Below are 25,474 nucleotides of genomic sequence, written 5' to 3'. Positions count from 1 at the left end.
CAATGTGCCAACTACTTGGAATGAACTGCAATACCCCAACCGATATCGGATTTAGCTTTACAGGCTTTCGCCAGCGTGGGGGCTTGACCGACCACCACGAGGACGGCTTTGGCATCGCCTTTTTTGAAAAAAGTGATTGCGACACGCTAGGACTTCGTCAGTTTCATGATGATAAGCCTTGCCATATCTCGCCTGTGGCGGATTTGGTAAACAGCTATCCCATCAAAGCCATGAATGTCATCGCCCACATCAGAAAGGCAACCACAGGCGTTAATTGTCTTGCCAACACGCACCCTTTTGTGCGTGAAGTGTGGGGCGAACAATGGGCATTTGCTCACAATGGGCAGATGACAGACAGCTTTATCGCTCGCACAACACGACTGATGAACAACGGCAATGCCGAGCATTATTCGCCTGTGGGAACGACCGATAGCGAGCTTGCGTTTTGTTATTTATTAAATCGTCTTAAAGCCACTTTTAAATCTCGCCCATCTGATGAAGCCTTATTTGCTTTTTTGACTGCCCAATGCCGTTATTTATCCGCCAATGGTTTATTTAATTGCCTCATTTCCAATGGCAATTGGCAATTGGCTTATGCTGGTAGTCTGCTGTTTTATTTAACTCGTCAAGCACCTTTTGGCGAGGCTAGATTATCAGATGGCGAGATGAGCGTGAACTTTGGCGATGTCACCACAGATAAGGATAGGGTGACGATTTTGACCACCATTCCTTTGACAAAAAATGAAAAATGGCAACAGCTTGCCGTGGACGAATGTCTGATTTTTCAAGATGGTGGCGTGGTGTTTGCCGATACACCAAGCAAAAAAACCTATCTGACGATTGAGGAGGGTTTGGCAAAAGCCAGAGCGGTTGGGGCGAGTATTTGATAAGAAAACAAAACAACAAATCATCAAGACAACATATAGATTGGAAAAATGCAACCAAGAATTACAAAAATTTTGGTTGCTGGCATCCATATCAAGAATTTTAATACCAAAAAATCCATCAAAAATCACCTCTAAGCCATGATGAAAGTGTATTAACAATACAAAAATCATGAATTTATGTATTACAGCCAATGGTTTAATTTGGTGAATAGCGATTGATTATCATTTACTATTTGGTATTTTTGTTTTATGCTAGGCAAATCTTTGTTACTGCAAGGATTGTTATGTTTTGTCATTATAGATATTTGTTGTGTTTTTTATTATTTGTTAGCCAATGGGCATTTGCCGTCTGTCAGGATAACCATGCGTATGACATCGCCTGCTTACGCACACATTATACTAAACCAACTGCCCAATGGCACGCCCCCACCATTGATGAAGGTGTAAATTGGACTGAGCTTGCTCCCATCACTCGCAATCCAACGCCTCCCACCTTGCTTGTCAAACTGGGTCAAGCCTTATTTTTTGAAAAAGCACTTTCATCAGATCAGACAATCGCCTGTGTCAGTTGCCATGACCCAGCCCACGCCTTTGCTGACCCACGCACAGTGTCGCTTGGTGTCTTTGGTAGGCAAGGTAAACGCAATGCTCAATCTTTACTGCATCTGGGGCTTGATGCACCTGTACCCAATGGATTTTTTTGGGACGGGCGAGCAAGCACACTAGATGAGCAAGTGCTTATGCCATTGACCGACCACAATGAAATGGACATTACCCTTGATAGCGTACCGACACGCTTGGTGAGTGCAGGCTATTTGCCAAAATTTCAGATGGTTTTTGGTGAGCGTCTGACCGACATTGACATCAGTCAAGTTGCCCAAGCCTTGACTGCTTATCTCCAAACGCTTGCACCCAATCCTACACGCTTTGATGATTTTTTAAATGGCGACCCCACCGCCTTGACCGACACTGAGATTTTAGGTCTGCATTTGTTTCGCACCAAAGCTCGCTGCATGAATTGTCATTTTGGGCAAGCCTTGACTGACAACCAATTTCACAATCTCAATCAAACCCTATCAGGTCGCAAATGGCAAGATTTTGGCAGATATGCCAATACGAACAATCCAAGCGATTTTGGTAAATTTAAAACCCCATCGCTACGCAATCTATCTGTTTCTAAACCTTGGTTTCATCATGGACTATTTATTAATCTGCGAGGCGTAGTGGCAATTTATAATCGTGGCATGCCCTTATCACCCACCAAAGATGCTCCACCTATTGCCCATGAAGACCACCTAGACCCACTCATCAAACCACTAGGGCTAAGCACTGACGAAATGGATGCTCTAACAGCATTTTTAATGACTCTTTAACATTGTGTTACAATGTAAATTTTTATTAATAAATGTTACCATTGACATTTTTATTTAAATTAATGATAATTATTATTATTATTAATATTATGATTAATGAGAAAAGCCATGACTACTAAACCTACTCTCCTTATCATATCAATGATGATTATCAGTGCGTCTGCTTATGCTGATGAACTGCCTTATGTTGAGCTTGACCCAATGTTCATCACATTAGAACGAACAACAGGCAAGACCGTCCAAACTCAACAACAGCTTGCTAATGCCCCCACCATCAATAAAACTGTCAGCGACATTCTAAAACAACACCCCAACATTCAATTTGACAAAGCTCATCGCCGTGCAGGTAAGCAAGGCGAGCTATCAGCAGGGGATTTTAGCATTAATGGAGCATTGTTTTATGATAACAAAATCCTACTAGACAACATTAATATCGCTAATACCATTAATCCTGCGGGTAATGGAGATAATCCATCTGCTACTGATTCTTTGCCTGCCACCGCCCAAGACATCACAATCAACACAGACTTATTGTGCAGCCTAGAAGTCTTGGATAGTAATATCTCTGCTCAATACGGTAGTTTTGTTGGTGGGGTGGTTAAAGCAAATACCTGTCGCCCCACCAGTGATGTTGGTAAAATTCATGGAAGTGTTAGCTATGATTATACCAGTAGTGATTGGGCAAAATTTAATCCTGTATCGCAATCTGAAATTGATAATTTTGAAGACAGCACCAATGTCAATTACCAAAAAGAATTCAAAAAACAAGGTGTGTCTTTAACCCTGCACGGCAATCCCACCAAAAATCTTGGTGTGCAATTATCTGCATCTCATCGCTGGTCGGATATTTATTTAAAATCTCGCCTAGCAGACGCACGCCCTTATAACCAAACACGCCAAGCTGATAATGTCATGTTTGGATTGTATTATGATATTGATGATGATAACCAAGTTAAATTAAATCTAAACCATGCTACCACAGGCGGAGAGTACTACCAAAACAATGTTTTGGGCAGTCGCATGGACATCAACACCCAAGTGAATGCTTTTGATTTATCCTTTAAACATGCGTTGCAAAACGCTGTTTTGACCCACGGGCTAACATACAGCCAAAAAGAGCAAGCTCGCACCACCGATGCCAACCAATCTGTTCCTTGGCGGTCATCACCTGCCAAAAATTGGGGAGTTGCAGGTGTGGTAACAGATGGGACAGCAGGCTCCCCTTTGGAACATCATGGCAAAACCCTAGAATATCATGTCAAATCTGTCTTCAATCCCTACCAAAAAGGCTGGTTTGGTTATCAAGCAACACTGGGGGCGAATCTAAGCAAACAAACTGCCAATTGGTATCGCCCTCATGATTTTTATCAATATTTTGCTCCTAACGCTACTGGGGGCGATGGTACAAACTGTGTGCGTACAGACGGTACAACTGACCCTTATTGCGACCCTACATATGAACGAAACGGCAAAACTGTCGGACAGTTTCATGTTCGCCGCACTTACAATCAAGCAGGTAAAATTGACGTCAATCAAACAAGTTGGTCGGCTTATCTTGAAAACCATCTAAGTTTTGGCGACTATCTAAAAGCCAATCTTGGTGTGCGTTTTGACAAAGATAATCTAAGCCGTGATGATACGCTTTCCCCACGCCTAAATGCAACTTATTATCCATTTGCCAATGACAAACTGGCGATTGATGTCGGCTACAACCGCTATTATGGACGCAATGCTTTTAATACTGCTTTACAAGACGGCATCAATAAACTTGGCTGGACACAAACTCGCACCAATATCAACAGTGACTGGGTAACCTCAGGTAATTTATTGGCAACCAATACCAGTCGCAACACTCTTGCCACACCTTATGCAGATGAAAAGGTGTTGACATTGTTTGGTAAGGCTTATAATACTGCTTGGCAGCTTAAATATGTAGAACGAGACTACAAAGACCAGATTCGCCGTTACCGAGTCAGCCTCTCACCTCTTGTGTGGTCCTATGACAATCTGGGGCAAAGTCATGCCAAAAATTATAGTCTAACTCTAAACACCCTAAAACCGCTTGACTTTGCAGGGGCAAATCACCAGTTGTATTTTGGTGCAGATGTCAGCGATGTTTATCGCAATTTTAACGATTATGACGACAGCACACTCAACGAAGACAAATACGTCCTATATAATGGTCAAGTCATCGCCAATGTGGACAGACCTGCTGACAACTACAACCAGCCTAGAACCTATCGACTAGGAATTAATAGCCAATTTCACAAAATTCCGCTTACACTCACCAATACCCTGCGATATCGCACTGATTATCAAGCTACTGTTGGCAGTCGTTTGCCTACTGCCGAACAGTTTTATCATGACGGTGAACTGGTACGCACCGCCTACAACCCCACGCACATTGGGGGTGCGTTAGAATGGGACGCAAAAGCCCAATATGCGTTTGGCAACCGCTACCAAACCATCTTGGGCGTAACGGTCAATAATGTCCTAAACCGCCAAAACAAATACCTAAACGGCTCGTCACTAGAATCTGAAATCGGACGACAATATTTGGCAGAATTGACCTTTAAATTTTAGGTAAAAACTCCCCAACTGGGGAGCTTTTATTGACTTCTCAAACCTACCAAAATGTGCTATGCTAATTTTCATTTTAGCTTACTTATGCATACTTTTTTTGACGATTTTCACACCATTGACCAAACCAAACTTTGGTTATCGCCTTATTTGCTCATTCATCAGGCATTTGTAAATGGTGGGAATGTGCCACTTCATGCATGGCTGAACGATTATTTTGCAGATAATAAAATTATCCTAAATAATTATCAGGACAAACCACTCATATTTTCTCATCAAAATGATTTGCCACACGGCACAGCTTATGAGCAGTTTATTGGTGATTTTCACAAAATTCCCACCAGAGACAATCTGCATGATTGGTTTGGGGCGTGTGTTTGGTCGGTGTTTGGGCGTGCAAAAGCAATCTTGAACAAGCATCATTTGCGACATATTTTTGTAGATGACACACAAAATAAACGCAATCGAGTGCGAGATGCCATCACGGTGTTCGATGAAAATGGCATTGTGCTTGCGGTATCGACCGAGCAGATTGGACAGCAAATCGCCAGTCGTCTATGCCATTTTGATTGGCAGCACAGTTTGGTTACTCCAAGACAATATTGGCACAATCCTGACCAGCCAAATCATCAAACGCATGCCCAGAGTTTTTTGTTTGGACACGCTTTATTAGAACAGCTAATCAATCCTCGCAAAAATCTCTGTGGGCATACATTAGTAGTGCCTGTTCAAGCAGAATTTTTTGGCTGGACGATGGACGAAAAACTGGCGTATCTAGACCAACTTTTGGCACAGCAACTTGATGATTGGCTTGGTCGTGATGATGCCACGCCAAGAGATTTGCAGCCGTTACCCGTGCTAGGCATTCCTTATTTTTGGGCAAATCAAGATGATGAATTTTATCAAGATGCCAGCGTATTTCGAGCAGGTCGCAGACGATGATGATGGTCTTATTTTTGCATCTGATTGGAGCAAGCATTTGGGTGGGTGGTCATTTGTATCTATTGATTCGAGTGATGCCACCCATCTTAAAGACTGGCGATGTCAAAGCATTTTTGGCATTTGAACAAAGCTATGAACCGCTTGGCATGACTGCACTTGCCATACAGGTTGTGACAGGGTTATACATGGTGCATCGCTATTTGCCCGATTGGTCGATGCTCATTGATGGTAGGGCGGGTGTGCTTGGACATTTGGTGCTTGCCAAGCTATTTTGGTTATTATTGACGCTCATCACGGCATTGCACGCCAGATTTTTTGTGGTCAAAAAACTAATCAATGGCAACCATACGCCAAACACCTTGATAATCATGTATGTTCATATCATCTTGATTTGTCTGTGGTCGCTGGCATTTGTGGCGACAGGATTGGCATTTGGTTAAGATTATTTGATGAATTTGCCCATGCTAAGCAAAATATCTTTGACGGGCGGTGCGACATACAGCAGCCCAGCGATAAATAAATATAGACATAAGTAGGGCAATGGCTTTGAGTGTTCAAAGAATTTAAACGCCGTTCCAAAGGATTTTTTGAGTTTTAGTCCATAGACATTGACACTGTATAGCTCGTCAAGCAGCAGGTGCACCAATCCACCCAAGAATAAAAATATCCCAAACAGCCAGCTGACAAAGGCGGTTAGTTTAAGACCATAGAACGCCACCAGCGTCAAAATCAGTCCAAAAAACGCCATATAAGGCACAGAATGCACCATGCCACGATGTATGGTCAGCCGACTAAACGCCTCAAAAATACCGTAGCGTAAAAACAGGAAACACACCGCCCATAAAATCAAAGAATCAAGTATCAGCTCATTTTGTTGATAGCTGTTGGCATATAAGATGGTGATGAGCGTTGAACCGATGAGGGCAAATGCAAAAAAACCTTGTTGGGCAGGTTTTGAGTGGTCAAGATCAATGTCGGGCAATAAGCCACCCATCGCACCGATGATGGCAAGCAGTACCGCTGTGCTAAGACCATAGATGTGAAGATAAAAACCACCGCCTGATAATGCGGTACTGGCAACAGTAGCCACGCCAAGATGTGTACGAAAATTAGCCATCATCAATCCATCAATGACAAAAAAGCCAGTCTTATTTTGACTGGCTTTTTGCTCTCAATGAGAAAATATTGGCACTCCATAGGGGATTCGAACCCCTGTTACCGCCGTGAAAGGGCGGTGTCCTAGGCCTCTAGACGAATGGAGCGCAAGAAAAAAGTCTTTCAACTCATCAGAATGTAAGAAAATGCCTAGGTGCTTACATTCTTATTAGCATAATTTGGTGGAGCTAAGCGGAGTCGAACCGCTGACCCCTTGCATGCCATGCAAGTGCTCTACCAACTGAGCTATAGCCCCTTGCTAATGAGTGCGTATTATACAGCAATTTGATTTTGGGTCAAGTCTTTTTTGAAATTTTTTATAAAAAAATCACAACTTATTGAAATTATTATATTTTTTTATAAAAAACATACAACAAAGCCGTGAGAATTTCACGGCTTTATGGAGTATTAAGATGAATTAACCTAAGAAGGCATTATACATCCAGACCAATTTTTCTTGTTCTTGGACATAGCCTGACACCAAATCCACTGAACCTTGATCGCCAGCTTCTTCGGCAAGTGCCGCCAAAGTGCGTTGCTCTTCGATTAGGTGTCTTAGTCCTTTGACCAAGCCCTCGACACAAGCTCGACCGTCATGTACATTTTTGTCTTCATTCATGCTGGTGTGGCTGGCAAAATCGCTATAAGCGTGCAATGGTACACCGCCCAAAGTCAAGATTCGCTCGGCGATTTCGTCAATTTGCAGTTGTAGCTGGGTGTACAGTTCTTCAAATTTGGCGTGTAATGAAAAGAAATGTTCGCCCTTGATGTTCCAATGATAGCCACGCACATTGATGTAGTAGATGTGATAGCTTGACAGTAGGTTGTTTAGGGCGTTGATGACAGGTTGGGCGTTGTCATTGGTCAGACCGATTTGATTGATACTCATGATAGACTCTCTTTGTTTTGGTTAATAAATACACACATTGTGTTTATGGAGATATAATAACAAAAACAATCGGTAAAGTGAAATTAAATATTATTATGTGATGGATTGGCTTTTTTAATTGATAATTTAAATTATCAATTAAATTTTCATAAATAAAATTCATTATCAAATGAAGTTTTTTATCAAAATATAGCCACTATCATTCGCTAATCATTGTTGGTTTGTTTTTGACGAAAATAAGCCTCAAACGATACTGCTTATCGGTGATAATTTTGGTAAGGCAATAAAAAAAGAGCCGTATTGGCTCTTTTTGTTTTTGTTGGTTTAGGCTTGGTCTAGAAAATTTGGCAAAGATTTGTTTTTCTCTTCTAGTTTTTTTAGCTTTTTCTTACCAAGACCGCCCAGCACTTCACAAGCGTGGCGAAGTCTTGCCAGCGTCATGTCTGCTCCAATGACCGCCATCGAGTTCATGACAGGCGTACTGCTGGTACTACCTGCAATCGCCACAAAAAACGGCTGCATGAAGTCTTTAAGCTTAATCTCAAAAGTTGCTGCCAGACCTTTGAGGACTTGATAGATGTTTTCTTCGCTCCATACAGGCAGGCTTTCAAGTTGCCAAGTGGCAAGATAAAGAATTTCAAGCAGTGTATCGTTATCCAGTGTTTTATGGGCAAAATCATCGGCACTGATGTTAGGTAGATTTTGAAAATAAAAACCTGCCCAATTCACCGCATCAGACAATAGGTTGATGCGTGGCTGAATGGCTTTGGCAATGGCGGTCAGTTTTTCATCATTGCTTGCCCATGCCAAAATGGTGTTTTTGAGTGTTTCGACAGGCATGGCACGCAGATATTCGCCGTTTAGCCAGTATAGTTTTTCGATGTCAAAAACAGGACCGCCCAGTGAGACACGATTGATGTCAAAAGTATTGATAAATTCATCTAGGGTGAATTTTTCTTGTTCGTCAGGCAAGCTATAACCCATGCGTCCTAGATAGTTTAGCAGAGCTTCTGGCAAGATGCCTGCATCACGGTAGTAGGTGATGGAAGTGGGATTTTTGCGTTTTGATAGCTTGGATTTATCGGGGTTGCGTAGTAATGGCATGTGGCACAGTACGGGCATCTCCCAACCAAAATATTGATACAGCAGTTGATGTTTTGGGGCAGAAGGTAGCCACTCTTCGCCACGCAGCACATGAGTAATTTGCATCAAATGGTCATCGACCACATTGGCAAGATGATAAGTGGGCAGACCGTCTGTTTTTAGTAGCACCTGCATGTCCACTTGCTCCCAAGGAATGACCACCTCGCCACGCAACATATCATGCACAACGCACACGCCTTCGGTGGGTACTCTCATACGAATGACAAAGGGCTTGCCAGAGGCTGCCAATGCGTCTGATTCTTCACGAGATAGATTGGCATATCTGCCGTCATATTTGACAGGCAATCCTTGTGCCATCTGCTGTTCACGCATTTCGTCTAATTCTTGGGGTGTGCAAAAACAGCGGAAAGCGTGACCGTCGTCCAGCAGTTGATTGGCGTATTTTTTGTACAAATCACTGCGTTCACTTTGGCGGTAGGGAGCGTGCGGCCCACCAACATCAGGACCTTCTGCCCATTCTAATCCCATCCAGCGAAGGGCGTTTAAAATCATCTGCTCTGACTGAGCGGTTGAGCGAACTTGGTCGGTATCTTCAATGCGTAAGATAAACTCACCGCCAAGCGATTTGGCAAAAGCAAGGTTAAACAGGGCGATGTATGCCGTGCCAACATGTGGAAAACCTGTGGGGCTTGGGGCGATACGGGTACGAACTGGACGAGTCATGGTTATTTTCTCGATGTGCTAAATCAATGTACTAAATAATAAAAATTAGTTTTGCTTGTCAAATTAGATGATGAATTTGGCAAAATTTTGCCCATTATCATATCAAATTTGCATCACTTTTGGTAGCGTTGGCAAAGATTTATCCACCGATTGCAAAAAATTGCCAAAAAACCCACCAATAGCAATAATCCTGACACAAAAAACTGCCACAAAGCAATGATTTATCTGCTAAAATAGTATGCTTATTTTATTTTTGGCAAATCTTTATTCATACTTTCATTTTTTTGGACAATAAAAGACAATGACGCAGTCTGCCGATACAGTTTTTGCTCATACGACAGTGCTTCTTGAACCGACCGTAGCGATGGTGCTTGGCGTGCATTCCTTGACCAAGCTGGACAAACGTAGCGTGTCTGGTGTGTATGTGGACGCAACCTTTGGTCGTGGTGGGCATAGTCGCCTGTTGCTACAATATTTGGCAGATGATGCTAAGCTTATCGTCTTTGACAAAGACCCACAGGCGATTGCGGTGGCTAATGAACTGGCAGCACAAGATGACAGAGTGCTGGTGGTGCATGACAGTTTTGCCAGCTTAAATAGACAGCTTGACAGATTAGGCATTGCACAAGTCGATGGATTGATGGCGGACTTGGGGGTGTCTAGCCCTCAGCTTGACGATGGTTCTCGTGGGTTTAGTTTTCGCCATGATGGGGCGGTGGACATGCGTATGGACACCACGACAGGTCAGACGGTGGCGGAGTGGCTGTCGGTGGTTTCTACCGATGAGCTGGCTGATGTGTTGTATCAATATGGCGAAGAGCGACATTCTCGTAAGATTGCCCGTGCCATCAAGGCGATGGATAGCTATCATTCAACATTGCAGCTTGCCGAAGTCATCAAACAAGCTCACCCAAATTGGCAGAAGGGTAAACACCCAGCAACCCAGAGCTTTCAGGCGATGCGGATTTTTATCAATAATGAACTGGGTGATGTGGAGTCATTTTTGGAGCAAAGTTTGACCGCCTTAAAAGCAGATGGCAAGCTGGCGGTCATTAGTTTTCATTCATTAGAAGACAGACTGATTAAGCAGTTTTTGCAAAAGCACAGTCGTGGACGCTACGAGGAAGATGAGCATTTGCCGATACCGCCAGTCAGACCCAAATATTTTGGTAAGCCTGCTCGCATCGCCCCAAGTGATGATGAAATCAAACAAAACCCAAGAGCAAGAAGTGCGTGGCTGCGTGGGGCGGTTCGCACCAAACAAGAGTATGGTCAGGCATGATGTGCCTAATCGATGAATTAAAAACGGTGAAATGACAATGAGCATCAATTCGCAACTGCATGAGTTACCAGAGTCTCAGGAGCTTCAAAAAAGCGTCCTGTGGGGATTGCGTGCGACATTGGCTGTATTGGTGCTGGCGATTTTTTGGACGGCAATCGCAACTGTCCAACAGACGCACGAACGCCATCAGACGCACATCAAATTGCGAGAGCTGAATGTTGAGATGGATAAATTGCGTACTGAGCAGCAACGATTATTGATTGAACAGCAGACATTTAGTGCCACACCGCAAGTTGCTCAGCGTGCCGTCAGCGAGCTTGGTATGTTTTTTCCATCGGGCAATAATCGCCGTATCATTACCCCACAAACCCCAAAAGCAGGAGAGTGAGTATGGCAAAAAAACCTGTTCAGACATCTGCTTCTCGTGTTACTGCACCACTGCGACAAAAAAGACAGCAAACCAGAAAGGAACATACCGCCAAACGCTTCGCTTTATTTGGCAATTTTGGTAAACGCAAAAAAGCCAAATCAGCGGTTGAGGGTGGTGGCTATCGACAAGATGCTTGGCGGTATCATGCCATTTGGCTGGCAATGGCGGCAGGCTTGGGTATTTTGACCTTAAAATCCTTATGGGTTAGCGTAGTGAATGCCAAATCCTACATGGAAAAAAGCGAAAAAATGCTGACCACCGTTCGTAAACTTGATACGCAGCGTGGCTTGATTTTGGATAGACATGGGGCGGCATTGGCGGCAAATGCACCTTTGCAAACGGTTATTTTTGACCCAAGAGCGTATGCCGAGCTGTTTTATGAAACGCATAAAAAATTACAGCAAACCACTAATCCAGCACGCAGAGCCAAGCTCATCGCTGAGCTAGAAAAAGTGGATTTGGTCAAGATTGCAGCAACCGCCAATTATCCATTGGAAAAATTACAAGCAGCGGTTAAGCTTAATCAGACGCTAGATTATAAAGCAGAAAATATTGACGAACAAATCCAAAAATCTCTCCCAACAGGCAAGGGCAGTCGCCGTATCGTGCTGCTGGATAAGGTATCGCCAGAGGTTGCCGACCCTGTATTGGCGTTGAATGAAAAATCCAATGTGTTGGCGGTTGAGACCCAATATCGCCGTTACTATCTACAAGCTGAACCCAATGCCCAGCTCATCGGATACATGGGGCGTTCGGATAAGGACGAAGGGCTGATAGGGCGTGCAGGGCTTGAAGCACAGTACAATCATTATTTGTCTGGCGAGGCAGGACAGCTGCGTATTTTGCGAGACAAAAACAACAAGCCCATCAGCGAAATCGAGGAAATCAAGCCACGCATTGATGCCAAAGATTTGCACTTGACGATTGATTCTCGCTTGCAATATGTCTTGTACAAAGAATTGGAGCAGGTAGGTCGCCTACAATCAGCTCGTTCTAGCTCTGGCATCGTGGTTGATGTCAAAACAGGCGAGGTGCTGGCGATGACTTCTTGGCCGTCTTTTAACTCCAACAATCTGTCTGAAATCAATGGTGGCAATGAACAAAATCGCCCTTTGCTTGATGTCTTTGAGCCAGGTTCTGTGGTCAAGCCCATCACGGTGGCGGCTGCCTTAGAGTCTGGCAAATACAGCACCAGCTCTATCATCAATACTTCGCCAGGTAGTCTATTTGTCGGTGGTTATACCATTCGTGATGGGGCAAATTTTGGGGCAATCACACTCTCAAAATTGATTCAAAAATCCAGTACTGTCGCCTCTGCCAAGATTGCATTGAGCTTGCCGACCAGTAGCATTGTGGACATGCAACGAAAGTTTGGTTTTGGACAAAAAACACACCTGAATTTCCCTGCCGAAGCCAAAGGCAAAGTCCCCACGCCAAAAGAAAAGGAATATTCATTGCGTTCGACATTAAGCTATGGCTACGGTCAGGAAGTGACGCTGGCACAGATTGCTCAGGCGTATGCCACTATTGCCAATCAGGGCGTGATGCGTCCATTATCATTGGTTAAAGATGTCAAGGCGGAAGAACCAAAACAAGTCATCTCAGCCAAGCACGCCCAAGATATCATTAAGATGATGGAACTGGTGACCGCTGATGGTGGTACAGCCAAAGCTGCCGCCATCAATGGCTATCGTGTGGCTGGCAAGACAGGGACATCTCGACGCACCAATCCAAAGGGCGGCTATTATACCGACCAGCATCGTGCGATTTTTGCAGGCATGGCACCAGCGTCTAGCCCACGCTTTGTGGCGGCGATTTTGGTGGAAGACCCTAGAAAGCAGTTTTATGCAGGTCAAGTCTCTGCCCCTGTGTTTCACAATGTGATGCAAGAGACGCTAAGATTGTATAATGTGCCTTATGATAAGCCTTTGTATGTTGAAAACGATACACAGACTGACAGTCATGACAAACCAAAAACTCAATGATGCAGGACAATAGTAACATTTTATCGGAGCGACCAATGACACACTCAATGACCATCAAACAAATCATCGAGAAAGCAGTAAACACCCAGCAGACGCACGCACAGGCTTTGGGTGCAGACGAGTTGTTGGCATGGTTTGCACCGATTTTGGAGCAGTCGGTCAGTGAGTTTTGTCTGGACAGTCGTCAGGCGACAAAAGACTGTGCATTTGTGCTACTTAAAAGCAGCAGTCAAGACAAACAGACCGCCAGCAAGCGAGCCTGTGAATATATTGAGATGGTCAAGGATAAAGCGAGTGTCATCATCAGCGAGTTTGATGCGGCTGATTTGGCATTATCAGAGAGTCAAGTGCCGATGGTTTTTGTGCCAAAGATTCGCACGGTGCTGGGTGATTTGATAGCCGCTTCTTTGCAATTACAATCTGCCGTGACTTTACCAAAAGTCATTGCCGTCACAGGCACGAATGGTAAGACAACCGTCAGTCAGCTCATCGCTCAGCTGTGTCAGGCATCAGGCATCTCTGCTGCCATCATGGGCACGGCTGGCAATGGTAAGCTAGGTCAGCTTGTCCAATCTGCCAACACCACAGGCGATGTGCTACTTGTCCAAAAATTTTTGTATCAGATGGGTCAGGCAGGTGTGCAAGTAGTGGCGTTAGAAGCCAGTTCGCATGGACTTGACCAGTATCGATTGCAAGGCGTGCCTGTGGCGGTGGCGGTTTATACCAATCTATCACACGACCATCTAGACTATCATGCCAACATGGAAGAGTATCGTTTGGCAAAGGCCAGATTGTTTAATCCAGCATTATTTCCCACCTTGCAAGCAGGCGTGGTCAATGCCGATGCACAATATGCTTTATTGGACGATGAGGTGGATTATCCTGTATATCGTTATTCTTGGCAACAGGGCGACTATGTGGCGACATCGGTTGAGCCAAGTTTGGACGGCGTACGCATTGAATTGCAATCGCCTCATGGGTCAATGACGCTACAAAGCCCACTGCTTGGCTTGTTTAATGTGGATAATCTACTAGCAAGCGTAGCGGCATTCGCCAGTTTGTATCCACAGCAGGTTCGACACATTCCCAAGATGGTGCAAACCCTAGAAGGAGCAAGGGGTAGAATGCAAAGAGCCAATTCCCAGACAGGGTCGTTCATTGTTGATTATGCACACACGCCCGATGCTTTGGTGCAGGTGCTATCCAGCTTACGCAAGCATTGCACTGGCAAGTTGATTGCTGTCTTTGGCTGTGGCGGTGACCGTGATAAAACCAAACGCCCATTGATGACCCGGGCAGGCTTAGACTATGCTGACCAAGTGATTTTGACCGCTGATAATCCAAGAAGCGAAGAGCCATCAGCCATTTTGTCGGACATGCAACAAGGATTAAGCTGCGAAGAGCATTACAAAATTCTTATAGAAGCAGATCGTAAAAAAGCGATAGAATTAGCAGTTAGTTCTGCCAAAGCGTCAGATATTGTAGTGATTGCAGGCAAGGGACATGAGACTTATCAAGAAATCAAAGGCGTAAGACATGACTTTGATGACTTGGCTATTTTAAATGATTTATTAAAAAAGTATCAAAAATAATTTGCGATTTGAGTAACATTAAGGTAAAAAAATGACCACACTCACCGCCTATACTTGGCATTCAGACAGTCTGGCTGCTGCAACCAATGGCTCTTGGCATCAACTGCCTAAGCCCATCAGTAGCACCAATATCATCACCGACACTCGCAAGATTGAGGCTGGCGATGTGTTTTTGGCGATTCGTGGCGATAAGTTTGATGCACACGATTTTGTGCAGACTGCCAAAGATGCTGGTGCGGTGGCAGCGATTGTCGAGCGAGTGGTGGCGTGTGACATTCCTCAATTAGTGGTGGCAGACAGTAAACTTGCCCTAGGCGATTTGGGCAGATATCGCCGTGATGCACACCCTGATTTGACGGTGGTGGCATTGACAGGTTCAAGTGGCAAAACCACCACCAAAGAGATGATTGGGGCGATTTTTGGGCAACTTGCTCCAACGCTGATGACGCATGGCAATCTGAATAATGATTTGGGCGTGCCAATGATGCTACTTCGTTTATCAGACGAGCATCGTTTTGCCGTGATGGAGCTTGGAGCAAACCATTTGGGCGAGATTGCTTATACCGCCAGCATGGTGCGTCCTGATGTGGCGTGTGTGCTTAATATTGGCACGGCTCATTTGGGCGAATTTGGTGGGCGAGAAAATATTGCTCGTGCCAAATCAGAAATCTATACTGCACTAAGCCAAGATGGTGTGGCGGTGTTGCCATTTGGCGATGAGTTTGTTGATTTACTTACCAATGAAGCTGGCAAATTTACCCAAAAGCAACTGAGTTTTGGCGAACGATTGGTCGGTCTTGATGAAGCTGACCTAACCCAAGAAGACCGCCAGATGCTAAGTCAAGAGGGTGTTGAGCAGGTGCTATTGATGGGCGATGTGTTTGCTGATGATACCGAATGTTTAGCGACACACAGCACTTTTAGCCTAAATATCCAAGACGATGACAAGATTCAAAGTGCATTGATTAAACTACCGTTCATTGGCGAGCATAACATCATCAATGCGTTGGCGGCTGCCACTGCTTGTCATGCACTTGGCGTGTCGATTGAGCAGATTAAATCAGGCTTGGAGCAGGCAGTTGCTCCAAAAGGTCGATTGACCCGTCTAAGTTTTGGCGAGCATACGCTGATTGATGATACTTATAATGCCAACCCAACCTCAATGATTGCTGCTGCCAAAGTATTGGAAGGTGAAATGGGGCAAAAAATTTTGGTATTAGGCGATATTTTTGAGCTGGGCGATGCTGCCGATGATGAGCATTTTAAGCTGGGAGAGGCATTGGCGACATTGGCATTGGATGCTGTTTTGACGGTAGGTAAGCACATGGAGCAAACAGCCATTGCCATCAATCAAACACGCCTCATTGCTAAGCATTTTGCTGATAAAGCTGCCTTATTTGCCCATTTAACACAGTTGCTCAATCAGCAATCTACGGTACTATTTAAAGGTTCTCGTGGCATGCAAATGGAAAGTTTGATTGCCGATTTGACAAAAGACAAAGAATAATAAGGATTGATTTATGCTTTATTGGTTGTTGCAACAAACCGACTTGGCGATTAGCTCATTGACTTTACGGTCGCTTTTTGCCGTAATTACTGCCTTTTTAATCGTGCTGTTTGGTGGCAAGCCTGTCATCAATTATCTGCGTACGCTCAAATATGGGCAAGCAGTGCGTGATGATGGCCCTAAGACGCATTTGGCAAAACAGGGAACGCCAACGATGGGTGGTGTGCTGATTTTGGCTGCCATCGGTGTGGCGACTTTGTTATGGGCGGATTTGTCCAATCCTTATGTATGGATTTTGATGGTCGTGATGGTCATTTTTGGGGCAGTTGGTTGGGCTGATGATTGGCTAAAAATCAAGCATAAAAATCCACAAGGTCTGATTGCTCGTAAAAAATATTTTTGGCTATCGGTTGGCTCGTTATTTGCAGGCATTTCATTGTATTATCTTGCCACCAAGCAAGACGCAACCACGATGATGGCGATGCAGGACATGCTCATTCCGATGTTTAAGGATTTGACGATTCCGCTCTCTGCCATTCCGCTTGGGTTGGGCTTTATTGTGGCAACCTATTTTGTACTGGCAGGCTCGTCCAATGCGGTCAATCTGACCGATGGCTTGGACGGCTTGGTGATTTTTCCTGTGGTGTTGGTTGCGGCAGGCTTGGGAGTGTTTGCCTATATTTCTGGCACGCCAAATTATGCAGATTATATGCATGTTCCTTTCATTACTTATAATGCCGAAGTCACGATTGTCTGTGCCTCCATCATTGGTGCAGGCTTAGGATTTTTGTGGTACAACGCTGCTCCTGCCGATGTATTTATGGGCGATGTTGGGGCGTTGTCATTGGGTGGTATGCTGGGTACGATGGCGGTGATGACCCGTCAAGAACTCGCCTTTGCCATCATGGGCGGTATTTTTGTGGCGGAGGCTTTGTCGGTCATCTTGCAAGTAGGCTCGTATCGTCTGCGTAAAAAACGCATTTTCTTGATGGCACCATTGCACCATCATTTTGAAGAAAAAGGTCTTAAAGAAACCAAAGTGGTGGCTCGTTTTTATATCGTGTGTATCATTTTGGTGGTGCTTGGCTTGATGACGCTCAAATTACGCTGATTACCCCATACATCAACAGCCCCAAATCTGACTTGGTTGGATTTGGGGTTTTGTGCATTTAGGCATTGACATGATGAGTATCTGGGCGTTGGACGGTATGATTTTTCATCAAATGCTGGTTTGTGCTATAATAATCAGTCCGTTTATTTAGGATTATGCCATGACACACTCTACCAATGCTCGCCAAGCACCATTACCAACTTTGTGGATTTTGGCGATGGGCTTGATGGTCGCCATCGGTCCTTTATCGATTGATATGTATTTACCCGCCTTGCCTAGCATGGCGGCAGAGTTTGGGGTTGATGTGGGTAGTATCGCCAAATCTGTGCCAGCTTATTTTGTGGGATTAGTGTTTGGGCAGTTGTTTTATGGCCCGTTTAGCGATCGGGTGGGCAGGGTTAAGCCAATGTATCTTGGCATGACGATTTTTATCATTGCCTCCATCATCTGTGCGACCACGACGAATGAATATGTGTTGTTTGCTGCCCGTACTTTGCAGGCGTTGGGAGCGTGTGTGACGGCGGTGGTGACTCGGGCAGCGGTACGAGATTCTCTTAGCCCCGTCCAGTCTGCCAGAGCGTTTAGCTTGATGATGTTGGTGATGGGAGTTGCTCCAATTTTAGCCCCAACACTTGGAGCGGCAGTCCTGCAAGTGGCAAGTTGGCACATGATTTTTTGGTTTTTGACCGCTTATGGTGTGCTAAATCTGATTTTGACTAAGGTTTTTCTCAAAGAGACGCTCGCTCCTGAAAATCGCAACACTCGACCTGTGCGAGAGACTTTTTCGCAATACCTATCTTTATTGCAAGATAAGACCTTCATCATTCCTGCATTTTCAGCAGGCTTATTGCAAGGTGCATTTTTTATCTATTTATCGATTTCTAGTGAATTGTTTATGGTCAATTACGGGCTTTCTGAACAGCAGTTTGCCATCGTCTTTGGGGCAAATGCGTTTGGGTTCATGGCACTCATTCAGGTCAATCAATTTTTAACCAAAAAATTTCGCTTAGTGCAACTACTGCGTTTTGGGGCATTGATGCAGTTGGTCTTTGCTGTATGCTTGCTTGGGCTGGGCTTGATTTTTGGTAAGCAGGCGAATTTTTGGTTGGTATTTGCCAGTATCTTTTTATGCATTGCAGGCTTAGGATTTACCCAACCAAATGCTGCTGCCATCGCTTTGGCGTTTCAGAAAAAGCGAGCAGGCATGGCAAGTGCCTTGCAGGGGGCGTTGCAGTTTTCGGTGGGGATTTTTGGTGGATTGCTCATCGGCTTGGCTGATGTCAATGCTGTCGCCAAACTAGGTACAATCATCACGATTTTGGTGGCGATGGGTACTTTTTTGGTGTATCGCCTTGACCCAACATTGGACTTATCCAAGATGGATTAAACAAAAATCCTAAGTCAATCTGACTTAGGATTTTTTTTACTTCACAAAAAAGCGTGTGGCACAAACAGGCTGGTGTCTTTGGTGATGAGTGTGTCATCTTCTCGCACGCCAATACCAGCTGCACCATTGCCGACAATCCAGCTACCGATGACGGCATAGACAGTCTGTCCGTGATTGTTGGTGAATGCTGGTAGAGGATGGGTGGCTTGATAAACAAAACCTTCATTGCCATAGTCGCCTGTTGTATTGAGCGTGGTGTTGCCATATTGCAAATGAATATTTGCCCCTTCACGAGAAAAGAAAGGTTTTTTGACAACCTGACCGCCCAGCTCGTTGGGATTAAGACTGGCGGGCAATAGATTGGGGTGGTTAGGGAACATCTCCCATAGTACCGCCAGCAGAGCCTTGTTGCTCATCAGTAGCTTGTAGGCAGGCTCGATAAAGTTGGTTTGACTGCTGGCGATATGCTGCCCAAACTCTTCGGCAAGCAGCCACTCCCAAGGATAAAGTTTAAACAGATGGCGAATGACCCTATCTTGGGTGTCGGTAAAGTTTAGGTCATGTTGTCGCCAGCCAATCGCCCCAATGTCCAGATAATCAGTCGCCAATCCTGCTTGAATGGCAACATCTTGTAAGTATTGGGTGGTAATGCGGTCTTCATCACTACGGCTGACGGCAGTAAAATGTAAGAAAAACTCCCCCAAACTTTGTGCTTTTAATGCACCAAACTGTACCAAAAGTCGCTCGTGAATGCTGTTAAACTGGTCGGCATTGGCAAGCTCTCCTGTCTGAGCTTGCAACCAATACCACTGAGCGACACTTGCCTCGAACAAAGAGGTTGGCGTGTCAGCATTATACTCGTAGAGCTTGGGGGGATTTTTGCCATCAAAGCATAAATCAAATCGTCCGTATAGGCTCATTTCTTGACGAGCAAAACTGCGTTCAATCAGCGTGGCGGCAGTATCATTGATACCAAGTCTGGCATAGTCGCCAGATTTGACCACTTGTCCTACTGCTTGCATGTACATGGCGTGCAAGGTTTCGGTGGTGCTTTCTAGGGTATCAATTTCTTGCTCATCAAACAGATAGCAGGCATCTTCTTGCCAATAATTACCATCAATACTGTGATAATCAAAGCCAATTCGACTCATTTCATCTTGCCAATTTGGACGAGGTGTTACTTGAATGCGTTTCATCGTTATTTAGCCATCTAAGAAAGTTGTTTATGAGCCAGCACCTGTTGCTCCGCCCGTCGCTCCAAAACCACTACGGTTTGTGCCTGTGCGAGCGTCTTGGCTGTTTTGGGCAGCAGCAGCTTTTTGGTTGTTGGCATTGGTGGCAGCCTGTGATTGGACAGGTTGCTGAGTGGTGGTGGGTGTTTGAGCGGTTTGAGCGGCTGCGGTGGCACGATTGTTTGCAGCTTTACTTGCCAGATAGCCTGCCGCCGCACCAGCTGCTGCCGCACCAAGCATTGTGCCAACACCACTACCATTGTCGGCAGACGCTTGGTCTGTTTGTTCGGCTTGGGCGGTTTGTAGGGCTTGTTCTTCTAGCTGAGCTGCTTGGGCTTGCAGAGCAGCGGCTTGCTCTTGGAGTGCTTGTGCCTCTGGGCTAGAATAGGTGGGCTGTGCGTTTTGTGAAACTGTGGTTTGTTCTTGGGTAACTGGGGCGGGAGTGGCAGCTTGTTCAGGCGAACAGGCGGTCAAGCCAAGCCCTGCTGTACCAAGTAACACCAAAGAAATTTGTGCTGAGCGGCGTGAAGAAGTAGTCATCGTAATCTCCAAAACAAAAAATTCATTATGCAAGCAAATGAACAATTTTACAAGTTTTTATGATGATTTTTACCAATCTAATATTTTAAGAATTTTTGCTGTCATATTTGCCAGAATCAGGGTATCTTGGCAAACTTCGATAAAATGGCAAGAGCAATGCCGTAATCGACTTTTTGTGTTATAATAAGCAGATTTAAACACATATCTAAATATTCTCATCAGATGAGATTGGGTTGATGAATATGCCAAATAATACCCCAAAAGCTGCCGCCAAGACAGGGTTTTTTGAGCGTTTGTGGCAGGGATTTTTGACAACTGTTGGCACAGAGCGATTTTTTCATATTTTTTCGCCATGGGTCAAATGGCTGGCGATGATTGCAGGCGTGCTATTGACCATTGGGACGATTTGGGGTTTGGGATTTGCACCCCCTGATTATCTGCAAGGCAATAGCTATCGCATCATTTTCATTCATGTGCCGACCGCCAGCCTTGCGATGTCTATCTATCTGGCGATGGCAGTGCTTGGCGTGATTTTTTTGGTTTGGAAAATCAAGACCGCCAATCTGGTCGCCCAAGCCATCGCTCCCATTGGGTTTGTGATGTGCGTGCTTAGTCTTTTGACGGGGTCGATTTGGGCAAAGCCGACTTGGGGTACTTATTGGGTGTGGGACGCACGATTGACTTCGATGTTGATTTTGGCGTTTTTATATGCTGGCGTGATGGCATTGTTTACCGCCTTTGAGCATAGCACCAACAAAGGCAAGGCGGCGGCGATTTTATCCATCGTGGGTGCGGTCAATTTGCCCATCATCAAATATTCGGTTGAATGGTGGAATACGCTACATCAAGGGGCGACTTTTACGGTGACCAATGCCCCAAAGATGAGTGCATCAATGTGGTTGCCTTTATTGGTAATGTTACTTGGTATGTATTTTTTGGTGGCGGCTTTGGCGATTTATCGCACCAATTCGCTGATTTTAGGCAGAGAATATAATAAGGCGTGGGTACTTCGTAAACTTACCAAGCCTGCGGAGGTGTCGTCATGACCCCATATTTTCAAAGCATACAAGCGTTTTTGGCGATGGGTGGGCATGGTTTTTATGTCTGGCTGTGCTATGCCATCGTTTTTGTGGCGGTGTTTGCATTGATTATGTATGCCAGAATCGAAAGACGGCAGGTGCTGGCACGATTAGGCAGACAGCACCAATCACGCCTAACCAATAAACAACGCAAACAACAATCAAGCTGACTGTGGTGATGACATGAATGTAGTACGACAAAAAAAGATGATGTGGGTAATGGCGGTGCTATTAGGGGCGATTGTTGCTGTTGCGTTGATTTTATACGCCATTCGCAACCAAACTGACTACTATTTTGACCCAACCGCCATCAGCACAGGACAAGCCCCTGAGGATAAACGCATTCGTGCAGGTGGTATGGTGGTGGCAGGTTCGGTCAAGCGTGACCCAAGCGACCAGCTTAATATCCAGTTTCAAATCACCGATTTCAAATCGGTTGTGCCTGTGACCTATCGTGGCGTATTGCCTGATTTGTTTGCTGAAAATTCAGGCGTGGTTGCCACAGGCAAACTTCAAGATGGTGTGTTTGTTGCCAGCGAAGTGCTTGCCAAACATGATGAAAACTACATGCCACCAGAAGTTGCCAAGTCTTTAAAAACCGAACACAGCGAGCGTGGCACAGATGTGAATAATGGGCAATTTGTGCCAGCAACGCCAATGAGTGAGATTGACGAACGAAATCAAAGCCAATAATCTAGTGCCAGTAATTTGAGTGATAAAACCAAAAAAGAGCCGTACAAGATACAGGTGGCATGATGTCATAAGTTAAGCGTTAATGGCTTGGAACTTGATTGGTGTGGTCAAGCCAACAAATAAAAAATCCCTTCATCAAAAGGGATTTTTTTTGTGGGCTTGAAAATTACCAGCCTTTTACCACGCCGCCTTCTTTAAACAGCTTTTTGGCTTCGGCTTCTACTTCATCAGACTGATAGGCCTTGACGAAATTTTGAACCGCTTCTGAATCTTGGTTGTCGGTACGAGCCACAATGATGTTCACATAAGGTGAATCTTTATCTTCGATAAAAATACCATGCTCAGTAGCATTTAGACCAACTTGACCTGCATAGGTGTTATTAACCACTGCCAAATCCACATCGTCCAAGGCACGAGCGGCAACAGAAGTATCCACTTCTTGGATTTTTAGATTTTTTGGATTTTCGATGATGTCCAGTGAAGTTGAGAATAGGTTGTTGTTATCTTTTAGTTTAATCAAGCCTTGTTTTTCAAGCAAAATCAATGCACGAGCTAGGTTTGATGGGTCGTTTGGCACAGCCACAGTCGCACCATCAGCCAATTCTGAGATGTTTTTGATTTTCTTTGAATAGCCTGCCAATGGATAGACAAAAGTATTGCCCACGATGGCAAGGTTGTCTAGGTGTTTTTCGGCTTTATCTTTGTCCAGATATGGCTTATGCTGCATGGCGTTAGCGTCTAAATCGCCTTTGGAAACGGCGGTGTTTGGCAGGGCATAGTCGTTAAATTCGACATAAGTCACATCAAGGTTATATTTTTCTTTGGCGACTTTGGCAGCCACTTCGGCAACAGCGTGTTCAGGACCGCTCATCACGCCCACTTTGATGCTTTGGGCAGCAGGAGTATCAGCGGCAGGTTGTTCTGCTTTTTTATCATTACCACAGCCAGCCAATGCCAAGCCTGACACGATGGCACAGATACCAAATAATTTTGTTAATTGCATGATTTATTCCTTAATAAAAATTAACCAATCATAAAGCCTGTCAAAGACATTCCTTGACTTCATTGGCACCGAATGACTTGCCCGATTTGCTTTTGGTATAAAGACAATGGGCGGTATCGACGCCAAGTTTGCTTGTGCATATTAAACCATAAAATGACAATGATTCACAACAATATTTTTCAAGTTAAAATGAAAAAACTTCATGCCAAAATGGCATAATCATCTAGCGATGGTCTGCTTTTGCTGCTAGGATATCACCGATTTTTTGGCAAATCATCACGATGGCGACAATGATGATGGTGCTAATCCATTTGACATAAATCATATTGCGATGCTCACCATAATTGATGGCAAGACTACCCAGACCGCCACCACCGACAACACCTGCCATCGCTGAATAACCGATGAGCGACACCAGCGTCAAAGTGATGGCATTGATGATGATGGGCAGACTTTCTGGCAGATAATATTTACTGACCACTTGCCAATGCGTTGCCCCCATTGATTTGGCGGCTTCGGTCAGACCTGTGGGAATCTCAACCAAAGCGTTGGCGGTTAATCTGGCAAAAAATGGAATGGCAGCGATACTTAGTGGTACGATGGCGGCTGTCGTGCCAAGTGTTGTGCCAACCAGCATACGAGTGATAGGCAATAAGACAATCAGCAAAATGATGAATGGCACTGACCGACCGACATTGATGATGACATCAAGAAGGTTAAAGATGGTGCGGTTTTGCAAAATGCGACCTTTATCCGTCAAAAATGCCAAAAATCCAAGTGGCAAGCCAATCAACACCGCCAGCAGGGTTGATGCCAGCCCCATGTACAGCGTTTCATAAGTAGCAGTACCGACCATTTCCCACATTTTTGGGCTAAGTTCGTTCAGAAAATCTTGATACATTTCATTAAACATAGCCAAGTACTCCTACGGTGGTCTGGTGCGTTTGCAAAAATTCGATGCTCTGATTGATGGCATCTTGACTGCCGACCAATCTGGCAATCATAAATCCAAAACGAACATCGCCTGCATATTCTACTTGCGAGCTTAGTAGGTCAAATTCGACATCAAAGCGTTTGGCAAGTTGGGATAATAAAGGTAAGTCGTCTGAATTTCCTGTCAGCTCAATCTTGATGACAGGATATGTGCCAGCGATTTGCTTGGCGGATAGACGCTTTATGTATTCATCGGGCAAGCCTATGTCTAGTGTGGACTGAATGAATTGTTTGGCAAGTGCGGTTTGCGGATTGGCAAAGATATCGCTGACACTACCTTGTTCAATGAGTTGTCCTTGATCCATAATGGCGACTTGATGGCAGATGCGTTTGACCACTTCCATCTCGTGCGTGATGAGCAAGATGGTGATGCCAAGCGTGGCGTTGATGTCTTTGAGTAGTTTTAGGATAGACTGTGTGGTGGCAGGGTCTAAGGCACTGGTGGCTTCATCGCACAGCAGGACTTTTGGGTCGCAGGCTAAGGCACGAGCGATGGCAACACGCTGTTTTTGTCCACCAGACAGGTTAGCAGGATAGGCATGTTGTCGTTCGGTCAAGCCCACCAATGCCAATAATTCATCGACTTTTTGTTTGATTTGTTGTCTTGGGGTGTTTGACAATTCTAGTGGCAATGCTACATTGTCAAAGACAGTACGAGAATGCAATAGATTAAAATGCTGAAAAATCATACCAATTTGACGGCGTGCAGCGATGAGCTGGCGGTCGTCTAGTTTGGTTAAATCTTCGCCATCAATCACCACCGAGCCTGTGGTGGGGCGTTCAAGCAGATTGACACAGCGGATTAGTGTGGATTTTCCTGCACCAGAAGCACCGATGATGCCAAAGATTTCGCCTTGTTTGATGTGTAAAGTGGTGGGTTTGACCGCCAAAAATGGCGTGTGCTTGCCGTCTTTTTCAAGCAAAAACTCTTTGCTGACATTGTCCAGTTGTATCATGGGCTTGGCTGTATTCATAAATTGATGAGGT

At 44.8% G+C, this 25,474-nt stretch carries 23 protein-coding genes and 2 tRNA genes; 15 read left to right on the top strand and 10 right to left on the bottom strand.

Going from position 1 to position 25,474, the window contains the following annotated elements; genetic code table 11:
- The first annotated feature begins 2 nt into the window (after positions 1–2).
- The 5 genes from LU297_RS03980 (at position 3) to LU297_RS03960 (ending at position 6,222) form a co-directional block, all read left to right on the top strand.
- Positions 3–887, top strand: coding sequence for a class II glutamine amidotransferase (locus LU297_RS03980; protein ID WP_263077121.1), 885 nt, complete (start codon positions 3–5; stop codon positions 885–887).
- A 284-nt stretch (positions 888–1,171) separates the two neighbouring features.
- Positions 1,172–2,260, top strand: coding sequence for a cytochrome-c peroxidase (locus LU297_RS03975; protein WP_263077120.1), 1,089 nt, complete (start codon positions 1,172–1,174; stop codon positions 2,258–2,260).
- 108 nt (positions 2,261–2,368) lie between these two features.
- On the top strand, positions 2,369–4,843 hold the full coding sequence (locus LU297_RS03970; protein WP_263077119.1) for a TonB-dependent receptor plug domain-containing protein: 2,475 nt from the start codon (positions 2,369–2,371) through the stop codon (positions 4,841–4,843).
- A gap of 84 nt (positions 4,844–4,927) precedes the next feature.
- Positions 4,928–5,782: a DUF3025 domain-containing protein gene (locus tag LU297_RS03965; RefSeq protein WP_263077118.1), complete on the top strand. Its 855-nt coding sequence runs from the start codon at positions 4,928–4,930 to the stop codon at positions 5,780–5,782.
- Positions 5,779–6,222, top strand: coding sequence for a hypothetical protein (locus LU297_RS03960; RefSeq protein ID WP_263077117.1), 444 nt, complete (start codon positions 5,779–5,781; stop codon positions 6,220–6,222). Before LU297_RS03965 ends, LU297_RS03960 begins: the two co-directional genes overlap by 4 nt.
- A 2-nt stretch (positions 6,223–6,224) precedes the next feature.
- On the opposite strand, the gene LU297_RS03955 is transcribed toward LU297_RS03960, so the two are convergent.
- The 5 genes from LU297_RS03955 to gltX all read right to left on the bottom strand — a co-directional run bounded on the left by LU297_RS03955 (position 6,225) and on the right by gltX (position 9,653).
- Positions 6,225–6,899, bottom strand: a complete 675-nt coding sequence (locus LU297_RS03955) for a metal-dependent hydrolase (protein WP_263077116.1) — start codon at positions 6,897–6,899, stop codon at positions 6,225–6,227.
- A gap of 69 nt (positions 6,900–6,968) precedes the next feature.
- Positions 6,969–7,044: transfer RNA gene (locus LU297_RS03950), tRNA-Glu, on the bottom strand.
- 73 nt (positions 7,045–7,117) lie between these two features.
- Positions 7,118–7,193 (bottom strand) — tRNA-Ala (locus LU297_RS03945).
- A gap of 162 nt (positions 7,194–7,355) precedes the next feature.
- The gene (locus LU297_RS03940; RefSeq protein ID WP_263077115.1) at positions 7,356–7,826 is read right to left on the bottom strand and encodes a Dps family protein; all 471 of its coding nucleotides are present in this window, start codon (positions 7,824–7,826) and stop codon (positions 7,356–7,358) included.
- Between the two features lie 324 nt (positions 7,827–8,150).
- The gene (gltX, locus tag LU297_RS03935) at positions 8,151–9,653 is read right to left on the bottom strand and encodes a glutamate--tRNA ligase (RefSeq protein WP_263077114.1); all 1,503 of its coding nucleotides are present in this window, start codon (positions 9,651–9,653) and stop codon (positions 8,151–8,153) included.
- A gap of 301 nt (positions 9,654–9,954) precedes the next feature.
- Between gltX and rsmH the strand changes: the two genes are divergently transcribed.
- The 7 genes from rsmH (at position 9,955) to LU297_RS03900 (ending at position 18,947) form a co-directional block, all read left to right on the top strand.
- On the top strand, positions 9,955–10,935 hold the full coding sequence (rsmH, locus tag LU297_RS03930) for a 16S rRNA (cytosine(1402)-N(4))-methyltransferase RsmH (protein ID WP_263077113.1): 981 nt from the start codon (positions 9,955–9,957) through the stop codon (positions 10,933–10,935).
- Between the two features lie 37 nt (positions 10,936–10,972).
- Positions 10,973–11,323, top strand: coding sequence for a cell division protein FtsL (gene ftsL / locus LU297_RS03925; RefSeq protein ID WP_263077112.1), 351 nt, complete (start codon positions 10,973–10,975; stop codon positions 11,321–11,323).
- Between the two features lie 2 nt (positions 11,324–11,325).
- Positions 11,326–13,350 (top strand): peptidoglycan D,D-transpeptidase FtsI family protein, encoded by a 2,025-nt coding sequence (locus LU297_RS03920; RefSeq protein WP_263077111.1) that lies wholly within the window; start codon positions 11,326–11,328, stop codon positions 13,348–13,350.
- A gap of 35 nt (positions 13,351–13,385) precedes the next feature.
- Positions 13,386–14,942: a UDP-N-acetylmuramoyl-L-alanyl-D-glutamate--2,6-diaminopimelate ligase gene (locus LU297_RS03915; RefSeq protein ID WP_263077110.1), complete on the top strand. Its 1,557-nt coding sequence runs from the start codon at positions 13,386–13,388 to the stop codon at positions 14,940–14,942.
- A gap of 31 nt (positions 14,943–14,973) precedes the next feature.
- Positions 14,974–16,449 carry a UDP-N-acetylmuramoyl-tripeptide--D-alanyl-D-alanine ligase gene (locus tag LU297_RS03910; protein WP_263077109.1) on the top strand — a complete coding sequence of 492 codons (1,476 nt, stop codon included), beginning with the start codon at positions 14,974–14,976 and terminating at the stop codon, positions 16,447–16,449.
- A 13-nt stretch (positions 16,450–16,462) separates the two neighbouring features.
- Entirely contained in the window at positions 16,463–17,560 is a 1,098-nt protein-coding gene (mraY, locus tag LU297_RS03905) for a phospho-N-acetylmuramoyl-pentapeptide-transferase (protein ID WP_263077108.1), read from the top strand.
- Between the two features lie 160 nt (positions 17,561–17,720).
- Positions 17,721–18,947, top strand: coding sequence for a multidrug effflux MFS transporter (locus LU297_RS03900; protein ID WP_263077107.1), 1,227 nt, complete (start codon positions 17,721–17,723; stop codon positions 18,945–18,947).
- A 41-nt stretch (positions 18,948–18,988) separates the two neighbouring features.
- On the opposite strand, the gene LU297_RS03895 is transcribed toward LU297_RS03900, so the two are convergent.
- Positions 18,989–20,143: a glutathionylspermidine synthase family protein gene (locus tag LU297_RS03895; protein ID WP_263077106.1), complete on the bottom strand. Its 1,155-nt coding sequence runs from the start codon at positions 20,141–20,143 to the stop codon at positions 18,989–18,991.
- 27 nt (positions 20,144–20,170) lie between these two features.
- The gene (locus LU297_RS03890; RefSeq protein ID WP_263077105.1) at positions 20,171–20,719 is read right to left on the bottom strand and encodes a hypothetical protein; all 549 of its coding nucleotides are present in this window, start codon (positions 20,717–20,719) and stop codon (positions 20,171–20,173) included.
- A gap of 242 nt (positions 20,720–20,961) precedes the next feature.
- Between LU297_RS03890 and LU297_RS03885 the strand changes: the two genes are divergently transcribed.
- From LU297_RS03885 to ccmE, 3 genes are read left to right on the top strand one after another with little or no spacing between them, the layout of a single operon-like run.
- Positions 20,962–21,765, top strand: a complete 804-nt coding sequence (locus LU297_RS03885; RefSeq protein WP_263077104.1) for a heme ABC transporter permease — start codon at positions 20,962–20,964, stop codon at positions 21,763–21,765.
- Positions 21,762–21,968 carry a heme exporter protein CcmD gene (ccmD, locus tag LU297_RS03880; protein ID WP_263077103.1) on the top strand — a complete coding sequence of 69 codons (207 nt, stop codon included), beginning with the start codon at positions 21,762–21,764 and terminating at the stop codon, positions 21,966–21,968. The genes LU297_RS03885 and ccmD overlap by 4 nt, the downstream gene beginning before the upstream one ends.
- Positions 21,969–21,981: 13 nt before the next feature.
- The gene (ccmE, locus tag LU297_RS03875) at positions 21,982–22,491 is read left to right on the top strand and encodes a cytochrome c maturation protein CcmE (RefSeq protein ID WP_263077102.1); all 510 of its coding nucleotides are present in this window, start codon (positions 21,982–21,984) and stop codon (positions 22,489–22,491) included.
- A 166-nt stretch (positions 22,492–22,657) separates the two neighbouring features.
- On the opposite strand, the gene LU297_RS03870 is transcribed toward ccmE, so the two are convergent.
- The 3 genes from LU297_RS03870 to metN all read right to left on the bottom strand — a co-directional run bounded on the left by LU297_RS03870 (position 22,658) and on the right by metN (position 25,461).
- Entirely contained in the window at positions 22,658–23,494 is an 837-nt protein-coding gene (locus LU297_RS03870) for a MetQ/NlpA family lipoprotein (RefSeq protein WP_263077101.1), read from the bottom strand.
- Between the two features lie 223 nt (positions 23,495–23,717).
- Positions 23,718–24,407 carry a methionine ABC transporter permease gene (locus tag LU297_RS03865; RefSeq protein WP_263077100.1) on the bottom strand — a complete coding sequence of 230 codons (690 nt, stop codon included), beginning with the start codon at positions 24,405–24,407 and terminating at the stop codon, positions 23,718–23,720.
- Entirely contained in the window at positions 24,400–25,461 is a 1,062-nt protein-coding gene (gene metN, locus LU297_RS03860; RefSeq protein WP_285894531.1) for a methionine ABC transporter ATP-binding protein MetN, read from the bottom strand. The genes LU297_RS03865 and metN overlap by 8 nt, the downstream gene beginning before the upstream one ends.
- Positions 25,462–25,474 lie beyond the last annotated feature (13 nt).

It is taken from the genome of Moraxella nasicaprae, from assembly GCF_025643275.1.
Classification (GTDB): Bacteria; Pseudomonadota; Gammaproteobacteria; order Pseudomonadales; family Moraxellaceae; genus Moraxella; species Moraxella nasicaprae.
This window is presented reverse-complemented; position numbering and strand designations above follow the sequence as displayed.